The organism is Streptomyces sp. NPDC014656 (assembly GCF_043084305.1).
In the GTDB taxonomy this organism is placed as follows: domain Bacteria; phylum Actinomycetota; class Actinomycetes; order Streptomycetales; family Streptomycetaceae; genus Streptomyces.
The window spans coordinates 198,053-210,080 of sequence record NZ_JBIBZN010000003.1 but is presented as its reverse complement, the minus strand read 5'-3'; the positions used below and the strand labels follow the sequence as shown (position 1 = coordinate 210,080).

The following is a 12,028-nucleotide window of genomic DNA, read 5'->3' as shown; positions in this document are numbered from 1 at the left end:
CCCGTGGGGCGCGAACGCCACCGCGGAGGACGCCGGCCTCCGGCGAGGCCGCGCCGAAGGACGGCCGGTGTTGGTATGGACCTGACAAGGGAGGGCCGCTAACGTGATTGAGAGCGCTCTCTGAGAGCGCTCTCAGCGTTCGGATTCCCCCACACCAGGAGGTCCCGTGAAACGCACCACCCCCCTGCGCGCCGCCATCGGCGCCCTGCTCCTGACGGTCTGTCTCGGCGCCGCCTCGGCGAACGCCGCCCCCCTTCCGGAGCGCGCCGCGCCGCCGTCGGCGTCCGCCGGGCTGCTCGACGCGATGCGGCAGGACCTCGGCCTGACCGCGGAGCGGGCCGAAGCGCGGCTGCGCGCCGAGAAGACGGCCGCCGAGGTGGAGAAGACGGCCAGGGAGCGTGCCGGCGCCGCCTACGGCGGTTCGTGGTTCGACCCGGCGGCGGGCCGGCTCGTCGTCGCCGTGACCGACCGCGCCGAGGAGGCGGAGGTGCGGGCACTGGGCGCCGACACCCGGCTGGTCCGGCACAGCGCCGCCGAACTGGACCGCGCCAAGGCGCGCCTGGACGCGCTCCGCGCGCCCGCCGGCGTCGCCGGCTGGCACGTCGATCCGAGGACCAACAGCGTCGTGGTCGACGTCGTCCGTGCCGAGCGGCAGACCCCCGCCGTGCGGGCCTTCGTCGACCGGGCCCGCGCCGACGGCCCCGTCACCGTCGCCGAGACGGCCGAGGCGCCCCGCACGTACGCGGCGGGCACCGTGGGCGGCGATCCGTACTACACGGGCAACGTCCGCTGCTCGATCGGCTTCTCCGTGCACGGCGGCTTCGTGACCGCCGGTCACTGCGGGCGGGCCGGCGCGGCGGTGCGCGGCTGGGACGGGTCCGCGATGGGCACCTTCCAGGGCTCGTCGTTCCCCGGCGACGACTACGCCTACGTCTCGATCCACAGCGGCTGGTGGACCGTGCCCGTCGTGCTCGGCTGGGGCACCGTCCCCGACCAGCTGGTACGCGGCTCGGCGGAGGCCCCGGTGGGCGCCTCGGTCTGCCGCTCCGGTTCGACCACGCGCTGGCACTGCGGCACCGTCCTGGCCAAGAACCAGACGGTCAACTACAGCCAGGGCGCGGTGTACCAGATGACCAAGACCAGCGTCTGCGCCGAGGGCGGCGACTCCGGCGGCTCGTTCCTCAGCGGTGACCAGGCCCAGGGCGTCACCTCCGGCGGCTGGGGCAACTGCTCCTCCGGCGGCGAGACGTGGTTCCAGCCCGTCAACGAGATCCTCGCCCGCTACGGCCTGCGGCTCCACACCGCCTGAGCCCGGCTCGCACCGCCCCGCGCCCCGGACGGCGCGGGGCGGTGCGAGGCCGGAGCGCCCCGGACGGCCGCCGCCCGGTACCCGGCCTCCGCCGGGCCGACCGGCACGGCGACCGGCGTCCCGGCCTCCGCGCCGGGAGCGGCCGGCGGCGTCCCGCTCGTGGCCCGACAGGGCGCGAGCGGGACGTCCGTGTGAGGAGCGCCGTCACGGCGTGAAGCCCCGACCGTCGCGCGAGTTTCGGGCGACGCGGCTCCATATGTGAGCAAAACATACTAAACCTGGATATTTTCTCGTCTTGGCGGGCGCTCATGCGCCACGGTCTGTCAGCTCCTCGGAGGGGGTCCACGTGAAGAAGGACGTGCCGGCGGGCGCCGAGACCGTCTCCGGGGGAGCCGCGCCGACGGCCAAGCTCACCCTGGTGACCCTCACCGCGATGGTCGTCGGGTCCATGGTGGGCGCCGGGGTGTTCTCGCTGCCCCGGCGGTTCGCCCAGGAGACGGGCGTCGCGGGAGCGCTGATCGCCTGGGCCATCGCCGGCGTCGGCATGCTGATGCTCGCGTTCGTGTTCCAGACCCTCGCCGTACGCCGCCCCGACCTGGACGCCGGCGTGTACGCGTACGCCAAGGCGGGCTTCGGCGAGTACCTCGGCTTCTTCTCGGCCTTCGGCTACTGGGCGAGCGCCTGCGTCGGCAACGTCACCTACTGGGTGCTCATCATGTCGACGGTCGGCGCCCTCGCCCCCGCCCTCGGCGACGGCGACACGGCCCTCGCGATCGTCCTGTCCTCGGTGGGCCTGTGGGGCTTCTTCCTGCTCATCCGGCGCGGAGTGAAGGAGGCGACGGCGATCAACCGGATCGTGACCGTCGCCAAACTCGTCCCCATCCTCGTCTTCGTCGTCCTGGCGCTCTTCCTCTTCGAACCCTCCGTGTTCGCGGACAACTTCGGCGGCGCGGACTACGCCGGCTCCCTCTTCGACCAGGTCCGCGGCACGATGCTGGCCACGGTCTTCGTCTTCCTCGGCGTCGAGGGCGCCAGCGTCTACTCCCGGCACGCCAGGCGCCGCGAGGACGTCGGCCGGGCGACCGTCCTGGGCTTCCTGAGCGTCTTCGCGATCTTCGCCTCGGTCACCATCGTGTCGTACGGCGTCCTGCCGATGAGCGAGATCGCCGAGCTCCGCCAGCCGTCCATGGCGGGCGTGCTGGAGGCGGCCGTCGGCACCTGGGGCAAGGTCTTCGTCAGCGTCGGCCTGATCGTGTCGGTCCTCGGCGCGTACCTGGCCTGGACGCTGATGGCGGCGGAGGTGCTGTTCGTCGCCGCCAAGGACAGGGACATGCCGCGCTTCCTCGGCCGCTCCAGCGGTGACGACGTCCCCGTCCCGGCCCTGCTGTTGACGACGGCCCTGAGCCAGGTGGTCCTCGTCGTCACGGCCTTCTCCGACGACGCGTTCAACTTCGCCCTCGACCTCACCAGCGCCCTCAGCCTCATTCCGTTCCTGCTGGCCGCCGGCTTCGCGGTGAAGATCGCCCTGAGGCCCCGCCAGGAGGGGGTGACGGGACGGACGACCCGCCGGGACCTCGTCGTCGCCGTTCTCGCCACCCTCTACACGGCCTTCCTCCTCTACGCCGCGGGGCTCAAGTTCGTCCTCGTCTCCTTCATCGTCTACGCCCCCGCCACCCTCCTGTTCGTGAAGACCCGCCGGGAGCAGAACCGCCGCCCGTTCTCCCCGGGGGAGGCCGTCATCTGTGCCGTCTCCGTCGCCGGTGCCGTGGCGGGCGTCGCCGCCCTGGCGGCCGGCTGGATCGAGCTCTGACCCCACCGCCGTCCCGCGCCACCAGAAAGGCCGATCATGACCACCAGCGACTCCGGTCCCGCCAAGCCCGCCCTGGGCGTCCACTCCGAGGTGGGACGGCTCCGCAAGGTCCTCGTCTGCTCACCCGGCCTCGCCCACCGCCGGCTGACCCCGACCAACTCCGACGACCTGCTCTTCGACGACGTGATGTGGGTGGAGAACGCCCAGCGCGACCACGCCGACTTCGTGAACAAGCTGGTCCAGCGCGGGGTCGAGGTCGTCGAACTGCACAACCTGCTCTCGGAGACCATGTCCGTCCCGGCGGCCAGGGAATGGCTCCTCGACCGCAAGATCACCGCCAACGAGGTCGGCCTCGGCCTCGTGCGGGAGACCCGGGCGTTCCTCGACTCCCTCGCCCCCCGCGCCCTGGCGGAGTTCCTCATCGGCGGCCTGTCCACCGCCGACCTGCCGGACGACTTCCGGTCCGGATACGCGGCACTGGCCCGGGAAGGCGTGGGGGCCCGGGAGTACCTGATGCCGCCCCTGCCGAACACGCTCTACACCCGCGACACCACGTGCTGGCTCTACGGCGGCGTCACCCTGAACCCGCTCTACTGGCCGGCCCGACACGGCGAGACGCTGCTGATGAAGGCGATCTACACCCACCACCCCGACTTCGAGGACGCCACCGTCTGGTGGGGCGACCCCGAACAGGACTGGGGCCGGGCCACCTTCGAGGGCGGCGACATCATGCCCGTCGGCAACGGCGTCGTCCTCATGGGCATGAGCGAGCGCACCTCCCGCCAGGCCATCACCCAGGTGGCCCGCGCCCTCTTCGAGAACGGCGCCGCCCAGCACGTCGTCGTGGCCGGCATGCCCAAGCTGCGTTCGGCCATGCACCTCGACACCGTCTTCACCTTCGCCGACCGCGACATCGTCACCCTCTACCCGGCGATCATGGACTCCGTCCGCACCTTCTCCCTGCGGCCCGCCGACCGGGCACCGGGAGTGGAGATCACCGACGAGGGTTCGACCCCCTTCGTCGACGTCGTCGCCAAGGCCCTCGGCCTGCCGGAGCTGCGGGTGGTCCGGACCGGCGGCGACGTGTACGCCTCCGAACGCCAGCAGTGGGACAGCGGCAACAACGCCGTCGCCCTGGAACCCGGAGTGGTCTTCACCTACGACCGCAACACCCAGACCAACACCCTGCTGCGCAAGGCCGGGGTGGAGGTCATCACCATCGTCGGCGCCGAACTGGGCCGCGGCCGCGGCGGCGGCCACTGCATGACCTGCCCCCTGATCCGCGACGAGGTCGAGTTCTGACCCGCCGGCGGACCCGCCCCGGGGGGCGGGCCGGGGAGCGGGCCGGACCTGGCGGTAGCGAGGTCGTGCGAGCAGCCGACCCGAAAGCCACGAATCCGAACACCGGCGAACAACAAGATGCGACAGGAACCTTGACCGGGCGTCAGTGCCTTCCTACGCTCGCACCGCATGGGAGCGTTCCCACGCCCTTCGGGGGTGGCCTTCGCGCTCCTCCTGCCCCGAGGGACACCGCCCCCATGCCACGGAGGTCTCCATGACCGACGCACACCGCAGCCCCCGCCCCGCACCGCCGCCCCTCCGTGGGCGGGGCCGGTCCAGGAGCCGCCTGACGTGCGGCGTCACGGCCGCCGCCCTCGCCGTCTCCGCGCTCGTCGTCCTGCCGCGGACGGCGCACGCCGCCACCGCCCGCCAGGTGGAACGCCTCGACCGGGGGCTGACCAGTACCCATACGGGCAGCGGAAACCTCGTCTCGTGGCGCTGGCTCGCCACCGACCCGGACCAGGTGGCGTTCAACGTCTACCGGGGCGCCACCAGGGTCAACTCCTCGCCTCTCACCACCTCGACGAACTACTTCGACACCGGTGCGTCGGACTCGGCCGACTACACGGTCCGCGCCGTGATCGGCGGCGTCGAACAGCCCGCCTCCGAGGCCGCGCTGAAGTTCCGTTCCGGGTACCTGGACGTGCCGATCTCGCCGCCCGCCGGCGGGACGACCCCGGACGGGGTGGCGTACACCTACGAGGCCAACGACGCCTCCACCGGAGACCTCGACGGCGACGGCAGGCTCGACCTGGTCCTCAAATGGCAGCCGACCAACGCCAAGGACAACTCGCAGTCCGGCTACACCGGCAACACGATCGTCGACGGCATACGGCTCGACGGCACCCGGCTCTGGCGGATCGACCTCGGCCGCAACATCCGCTCCGGCGCGCACTACACGCAGTTCCAGGTGTACGACTACGACGGCGACGGCCGGGCCGAGGTCGCGATGAAGACGGCCGACGGCACCCGCGACGGCACCGGCGCGGTGATCGGCGACTCCGCGGCCGACCACCGCAACACGAGCGGCTACGTCCTCTCCGGCCCCGAGTTCCTCACCATGTTCCACGGCCAGACCGGCAGGGCGATGGGCACGGTGGACTACGTCCCCGCCCGCGGCACGGTCTCCTCCTGGGGAGACTCCTACGGCAACCGCGTCGACCGCTTCCTCGCCGGCACCGCCTACCTGGACGGCGCCCGCCCGTCCCTGATCATGGCCCGCGGCTATTACACCCGTACCGTCGTCGCCGCCTGGGACTGGCGGAACGGGCGGTTCACCCGCCGCTGGACCTTCGACACCAGCTCCTCCACCAACGTCGGCAAGGGCTACGACGGGCAGGGCAACCACAGCCTGTCGATCGCGGACGTCGACGCCGACGGCAAGGACGAGATCGTCTACGGCGCGATGACCGTCGACGACGACGGCGCCGGCCTGTGGACCACCAAGCTGGGCCACGGCGACGCCGGCCACGTGGGCGACCTCGATCCCTCCCGGCCGGGCCTGGAGTACTTCAAGGTCTCCGAGGACAAGAGCAGGCCGGGCTCGTGGATGGCCGACGCCCGCACCGGTCAGATCCTCTGGCAGACGGCCTCGGGCGCCGACAACGGCAGGGGCGTCGCCGGCGACGTCTACGCCGGGAGCCCGGGCGCGGAGGCGTGGTCGGCCTCCGACACCACCCTCCGATCGGCGGCCGGAGCCTCCCTCGGGCGGGAGCCGTCCAGCGTCAACTTCCTCTCCTGGTGGGACGGCGACCCCGTCCGCGAACTCCTCGACGGCACCCGCGTCGACAAGTACGGCCCCTCCGGCGACACCCGCCTCCTCACCGGCTCCGGCGTCTCCTCCAACAACACCACCAAGGCCACCCCCGCCCTCTCCGGCGACATCCTCGGCGACTGGCGCGAAGAAGTCGTCTGGCGGACCAGCGACAACACCGCCCTGCGCATCTACTCGACGCCCCACCCGACGACCACCAGGATCACCACCCTGCTCCACGACACCCAGTACCGCACCGCCCTCGCCTGGCAGAACACCGCCTACAACCAGCCCCCGCACCCCAGCTTCTTCATCGGCGCCGCCATGCCCGCGGCGCCGCGCCCCGCCGTCTTCACCCCCTGACGGGCGCCGGGCGGGGTCGGCGCAATTTTTGCAGTCCCTGCATTTTTGCGTAGCATGCACGCATGGCAGAGGGGGTGCCCGCCCGCGGCGGGCTCAGGGAACGCAAGAAGAAGGCGACACGCGCCGCCCTGGCGGAGGCGGCCGTGCGCCTGGCGGCCGAGCACGGCGTCGAGAACGTCACCGTCGACGCCATCAGCGCGGCCGCCGGCGTGTCCACCCGCACCTTCTTCAACTACTTCGACTCCCGTGACGAAGTCTTCGTGATGATCGGGGCGGACTCCGGTACCCGCGTCCGCCGCGCCGTCCTCGCCGCCCCGGCCGGACTCGCCCCGCTGGACGCGCTCCGCGAGGCCCTGGCCGCGGAGCTGGAGGAGGTCGAGCAGCAGCACGAGCTGTGGCGGCTCCACGCGGAAGTCCTCGGCACCCACCCCCAGCTGCTCGCCCGGACCCTCGGCGCCCACATGGCCGACGAGCTCCTCCTCGCGGAGGCGCTCGCCGAGCGCGTCGGGGCGGGCTCGCCGCTCTTCACCGAGGACCGCCCCGCCCACGGGTCACCGCAGGAGCGGGAGCGCAGACACGCGCTGCCGCTCTACCCCCGCCTCCTGGCGGCCGTCGGCGGCACCGCCGTCCGCATCGCCGTCGAGCACTGGTGCGTGCGACAGGCCGAGACGCCCTTCGCCGACGTCTTCCGGGAGACGTTCGAGCACCTGGCCGCGGGCCTTTCCGAACCCCCCGCTCCGCCGAACGGATCCTCCCCGTAGCACCGCGACCCGCACCCGCGCCAGCGGTCCTCCGGACAACGAACCACTTGAGAAGGATGTTGTGACCTCAACGACGGCGCCGGTCCAGGCGCCACCGACCTCCATGTCGGACCGACAGATACTCCAGGCCATGTCCGGCCTGATGGCGGGCATGTTCGTGTCGATCCTGGCCGGCACCGTGGTCGCGAACGCCCTGCCCAGGATCATCGCCGACCTCGGCGCCAGCCAGTCCTCGTACACCTGGGTCGTCACCGCCGAACTGCTCGCCATGACGGCGACGGTCCCGCTCTGGGGCAAGCTCGCCGACCTCTACAACCAGAAGCTCCTCCTGCAGATCTCGCTCGGCCTGTTCGTGGTCGGCTCGCTGCTCGCCGGCTTCTCCCACGACGTCGGGCTGCTCATCTTCAGCCGCGTCGCGCAGGGCATCGGCGCCGGCGGCCTGACGGCCCTGGCGCAGGTCGTGATGGCGGCGATCATCCCGCCCCGCAGGCTCGGCAAGTACGCCGGACTCTTCGGCGCCGTCTTCGCCGTCGGCACCGTCGCGGGCCCCCTCATCGGCGGTGTGCTCGTCGACACCTCCTGGCTCGGCTGGCGCTGGTGCTTCTTCATCGGCGTCCCCTTCGCCCTGCTCGCCATCGTGCTGCTCCAGCGCACCCTGAAGCTGCCGGTCACGCGCCGCGAGGCGAAGATCGACTACCTGGGCGCCTTCCTCATCGTCGCCGGCGTCTGCGCGCTCCTGATCTGGGTCTCGCTGGCGGGCAACAGCTTCGACTGGGCCTCCTGGCAGACCGCGGCCCTGACCGGCGGCGGACTGGTCCTGCTCGCCGCCGCCGTCCTCGTCGAGTCCCGGGTGCCCGAGCCGATCATCCCGCTCGGCATCTTCCGCAACCGCACCGTCACCCTGACCACCGTCGCCAGCCTCTTCGTCGGCCTGGCCATGTTCGGCGGCACGGTCTTCCTGTCCCAGTACTTCCAGATCTCGCTGGGCAAGTCCCCGACGGTCGCCGGTCTGATGAGCCTGCCGATGATCATGGGACTTCTGGTGTCCTCCACGGTCGCCGGACAGTTCATCAGCAAGACCGGCCGCTGGAAGGCGTTCCTCGTCGCCGGCGGCGTGCTGATGACCGCCGGCCTCGGCCTGCTCGCCACCATCGGCGCCGACACCCACTTCGGTCTGCTCAGCCTCTACATGGCGGTCATGGGCGTCGGCGTCGGCATGCTGATGCAGAACCTGGTCCTGGCCGCGCAGAACGACGTGCCCGCCTCCGAACTGGGCGCGGCCACCTCGGTCCTCTCCTTCTTCCGCAGCCTCGGCGGCACCATCGGCACCAGCGTCCTCGGCGCCATCCTCGCCAACCGGGTGGCCGCGGAGATGAGCAAGGGCCTCCAGGACGCGGGCGTCCCCGCCGGGGGAGGCGCGGCCGGGCACGGAGCGGTACCGGACATGACGACCCTGCCCGCCCCCATCCGCGAGATCGTGGAGCACGCCTACGGCGTCGCCACCGGCGAACTCTTCCTCGTCGCCACCCCCTTCGCCCTCCTCGCGCTCGTCGCCGTCCTCTTCGTCAAGGAGAAGCCGCTGAAGACCACGAGCGGCATGGAACGCCTCGCCGAGGAATCCGCCGCCACCGGACAGAAGGCCGAGGGCGTCCCGCCCCGGGCCGGCGCGTCCACCCCGGCGGAGCACGCCGAGACGGCCTGACAGCCCCGGGCGGCGGACGCCTGCGTACCGCCCGCCGCCCGGCAGCGGCCTCTCCCACAGGGACGGTGGGGGAGGCCGCTTCAGCATGTGCGGGCTTCCGGAAACCGACCGGCCCGCGGGTGTCGGGCACGGGCCGGGGGCCCGTGCCCGGTATACCGGTGGCGTCGAAGGGCCACGCACCACAGAGGGAGAACCGTCATGACGCTGCAGCGGATGGACAACGTCGGGATCGTCGTCGAGGACCTGGACGCCGCCGTCGCCTTCTTCACCGAACTGGGCATGGAGGTCGAGGGCAGGGCGAGCATCGAGGGCCGCTTCGCCGACCTGGCCGTCGGACTCGACGGAGTCCGCAGCGACATCGCGATGATGCGCACCCCGGACGGCCACGGCAAGCTGGAACTCGCGCGGTACCACCACCCCGCGGCCATCGGCGACGGCTCGCACAACCCGCCGCCGAACACGGTGGGCCTGCACCGGGTCATGTTCGCCGTCGACGACATCGACGACACCGTCGCCCGCCTGCGCGACCACGGCGCCGAACTCCTCGGCGAGGTCGCCCGGTACGAGGACGTCTACCGCCTCTGCTACCTCCGGGGCCCCTCGGGCATCATCGTCGCCCTGGCCGAACAGATCGGCTGACGCCCCCTCGCGGCAGCGGCTTTTCGGCCACGCGCGGCATCGGCCACGACCCGCGTCCCGCACGGACCGACGCGCGGCGAACGCACCCGCCCCGCATGTCCCGGGGCTTCGAACACCGTCCGAATCACATGTGCTCGGTACGAGGGCCCCGGTCGTTGAGCCGGTCGACGTCCCAACCGCCCGTCCTCCGTCCCGAACCCGGTGAGGTGCTGAGATGCCCCCGTTCCCCGACCACGTGCGCGCCCTGGTCACCGACCGCCTCGAACGGCACCCCGGCGGGCGCGACGCCCCCGCCGGCCGACCCCGCACGGAGACGGGACGGTCGCGGTGACCGACTTCGCCGCCGCCGGCGCCGCCTACGCCGCCCACTCCGACAGCGCCCGCGGCCGGCTGCGCCACGACCTCGTCGAGCGCCGCCTCCGCGCGGAGCTCGGCCCTTCCCCGGTGCGGGTCCTGGACGTGGGCTGCGGGAACGGCGAGATGACCCTGCGGCTCGCCGCCGCCGGACACCACGTGACCGGCGCCGACCCGGACCCCCGCATGCTGGCCGTCACGGCCCGCCGCCTCGCCGCACGGCCCGGGCTCGGCGACCGCGTGCGCCTGGTCGAGGCCGGCGTGGAAACCCTCCCCTTCACCTGGGAACGGTTCGACGCGGTCTGCTGCCACGGCGTCCTCATGTACCTGGACGGGCCCGACCGGGCGGTCGCCCGCCTCACCGAACTCGTCGCCCCCGGGGGTCTGTTGAGCATCCTCGCGAAGAACCGCTCTGCCGTCGGCGTACGCGAGGCCCTCGCCGGCGACTACGGGACCGCGCTCCGGCTCATCGAGAGCGGCGCCACCACCAGCCTCGGCAACCTCGGCATCCACAGCCGGGGGGACACCGCCGAGGCCCTCGACCGCCTGGCGGCGGGTCACGGGCTGAGGCCGTTGCACTGGCAGGGCGTGAGGATCTTCACCGACCACCTGGTGGGCTGGGAGCCCGACCAGGACGCGTACGCGGCGGCGGCCGCGGTGGAGTGGGCCGCGTCCTGGCGCTCCCCGACACGGGACATGGCGCGCCTCGTGCACACCCTCGCCCGCCGCCCCAGGGAGGGCCGTCCATGACGCCCCCGCCGTTCCTCCCCGTACGGAACGCTCCCGCCACCACTCCGGCACGCCCCTTCCACGCCCCCACACCCACCCACCGGCCGACCGACGGAGGTACCCGGTCATGACCCACGCACCCGGCCCGTTCCCCACGGTTCGCGCGGTCCGGCAGGCCACGCCCGACGACGCCGGCGAGATCACCCGGCTGCGCTCCGAGTTCGTCCTGTCGGAACCCCTCGACGCGGAATGGCTCACCCTCTGCCGCGAGCAGCTGGCGGGGCGGCTCGGGCCCGCGGGCGACGCCCGCGCCTATGTCGTCGACGCCCCGACCGGCGGACTCGCCGCCTGCGCCCTGGGCCTGTTGCATCACCTCCTGCCGGCCCCGCGCTACCCCCGGGGACTGGCCGCCCGCATCCACGTCGTGGCGACGGAGCCCGGATTCCGGCGCCGCGGCTACGCCCGGGCGACGGTGTCGGCGCTGCTGGACCACGTGCGGCGGGAGGGGGCCACGCTCTTCGAACTGCACGCGAGCGAGGAGGCGGCCCCGCTGTACGAGGCGCTGGGGTTCGCGAGCAGCCCGGCTCTGATGAGGATGACGCGGCTCGCCCCCGGGGCGGGTGAGGAGACGGCATGAGCTCCACCTGGCTCTCCACGGAGGAGTACGCGGCCACGCTGCCCAAGGCCACCTTGTTCGGCAGCGTGTTCTTCACCGACGAGCACGACCGGCCGGTACAGCTCCACAGCGTCTACAGCCCCGAGCACCCCTGGCAGTGGCCCGGAGGCACCAGCGAGGCGGGCGAACGCCCGTGGGAGACCGCGGTGCGGGAGACCTCGGAAGAGACGGGTCTGCTGGTGACCGGCCCGCCACGGCTGCTGGCGGCCGTGTTCGGCCTGCCGGGCACCGGATGGCCGCTGGCGACGTCAGGACTGGTCTTCGACGGCGGCCGGCTCACCGAACGGCAGCTCGCGGGGATCACCCTGGCGCCCGAGGAACACGACGAGGTCCGGGTTCTGCCCCTCGCCCAGTGGCGGGGACTGATGCCGGAGCGGGACTTCGCCAGGCTCACCGCCGTCATGGAAGCCCGCCGGTCCGGGACGGCGGCCTACTTCGGCACCTGGGACTGGGACGAGTGACCGCCCGCCGTCCCCGCGGTATCCACGCCGGTGAAGGTCTTCGGGCACGGCCCTGGCCGGGATCGGGTCATCGTTCCGCGGGGAGTCGTCCCACGGCGTCGGCCGGCGAGGCCCGTCCTGCTTCCCGGAC

General features: G+C 72.7%; 10 protein-coding genes. All 10 read left to right on the top strand.

What is annotated here, in order from left to right; translation table 11 throughout:
* Window positions 1-166 precede the first annotated feature (166 nt).
* The 10 genes from ACF1ED_RS08420 to ACF1ED_RS08375 all read left to right on the top strand — a co-directional run bounded on the left by ACF1ED_RS08420 (window position 167) and on the right by ACF1ED_RS08375 (window position 11,898).
* Complete coding sequence (locus ACF1ED_RS08420) at window positions 167-1,309, top strand: S1 family peptidase (protein ID WP_391757893.1); 1,143 nt, start codon at window positions 167-169, stop codon at window positions 1,307-1,309.
* Window positions 1,310-1,655: 346 nt separating this feature from the next.
* A complete protein-coding gene (locus ACF1ED_RS08415; RefSeq protein ID WP_391757891.1) occupies window positions 1,656-3,119 on the top strand; it encodes a basic amino acid/polyamine antiporter in 1,464 nt (487 codons plus the stop codon).
* A gap of 36 nt (window positions 3,120-3,155) precedes the next feature.
* Window positions 3,156-4,421 carry an arginine deiminase gene (locus tag ACF1ED_RS08410; protein WP_391757889.1) on the top strand — a complete coding sequence of 422 codons (1,266 nt, stop codon included), beginning with the start codon at window positions 3,156-3,158 and terminating at the stop codon, window positions 4,419-4,421.
* A 253-nt stretch (window positions 4,422-4,674) separates the two neighbouring features.
* The gene (locus ACF1ED_RS08405; protein WP_391757887.1) at window positions 4,675-6,576 is read left to right on the top strand and encodes a rhamnogalacturonan lyase; all 1,902 of its coding nucleotides are present in this window, start codon (window positions 4,675-4,677) and stop codon (window positions 6,574-6,576) included.
* A gap of 62 nt (window positions 6,577-6,638) precedes the next feature.
* Window positions 6,639-7,337, top strand: coding sequence for a TetR family transcriptional regulator (locus tag ACF1ED_RS08400; protein WP_391757885.1), 699 nt, complete (start codon window positions 6,639-6,641; stop codon window positions 7,335-7,337).
* A gap of 103 nt (window positions 7,338-7,440) precedes the next feature.
* Window positions 7,441-9,039, top strand: a complete 1,599-nt coding sequence (locus tag ACF1ED_RS08395) for an MDR family MFS transporter (protein ID WP_391757883.1) — start codon at window positions 7,441-7,443, stop codon at window positions 9,037-9,039.
* A 198-nt stretch (window positions 9,040-9,237) separates the two neighbouring features.
* On the top strand, window positions 9,238-9,678 hold the full coding sequence (locus ACF1ED_RS08390) for a VOC family protein (protein WP_391757881.1): 441 nt from the start codon (window positions 9,238-9,240) through the stop codon (window positions 9,676-9,678).
* 327 nt (window positions 9,679-10,005) lie between these two features.
* Window positions 10,006-10,782 carry a class I SAM-dependent methyltransferase gene (locus ACF1ED_RS08385; protein WP_391757879.1) on the top strand — a complete coding sequence of 259 codons (777 nt, stop codon included), beginning with the start codon at window positions 10,006-10,008 and terminating at the stop codon, window positions 10,780-10,782.
* 106 nt (window positions 10,783-10,888) lie between these two features.
* Complete coding sequence (locus ACF1ED_RS08380) at window positions 10,889-11,398, top strand: GNAT family N-acetyltransferase (RefSeq protein WP_391757877.1); 510 nt, start codon at window positions 10,889-10,891, stop codon at window positions 11,396-11,398.
* Entirely contained in the window at window positions 11,395-11,898 is a 504-nt protein-coding gene (locus tag ACF1ED_RS08375; RefSeq protein WP_391757875.1) for an NUDIX domain-containing protein, read from the top strand. The genes ACF1ED_RS08380 and ACF1ED_RS08375 overlap by 4 nt, the downstream gene beginning before the upstream one ends.
* The last annotated feature ends 130 nt before the right edge of the window (window positions 11,899-12,028 follow it).

What these genes read in the sequence shown, in the direction of transcription:
- ACF1ED_RS08380 (WP_391757877.1), top strand. Translation starts at nt 10,889, where the DNA reads ATGACCCACGCACCCGGCCCGTTCCCCACGGTTCGCGCGGTCCGGCAG.
- ACF1ED_RS08405 (WP_391757887.1), top strand. Translation starts at nt 4,675, where the DNA reads ATGACCGACGCACACCGCAGCCCCCGCCCCGCACCGCCGCCCCTCCGT.
- ACF1ED_RS08395 (WP_391757883.1), top strand. Translation starts at nt 7,441, where the DNA reads ATGTCGGACCGACAGATACTCCAGGCCATGTCCGGCCTGATGGCGGGC.
- ACF1ED_RS08410 (WP_391757889.1), top strand. Translation starts at nt 3,156, where the DNA reads ATGACCACCAGCGACTCCGGTCCCGCCAAGCCCGCCCTGGGCGTCCAC.
- ACF1ED_RS08400 (WP_391757885.1), top strand. Translation starts at nt 6,639, where the DNA reads ATGGCAGAGGGGGTGCCCGCCCGCGGCGGGCTCAGGGAACGCAAGAAG.
- ACF1ED_RS08375 (WP_391757875.1), top strand. Translation starts at nt 11,395, where the DNA reads ATGAGCTCCACCTGGCTCTCCACGGAGGAGTACGCGGCCACGCTGCCC.
- ACF1ED_RS08390 (WP_391757881.1), top strand. Translation starts at nt 9,238, where the DNA reads ATGACGCTGCAGCGGATGGACAACGTCGGGATCGTCGTCGAGGACCTG.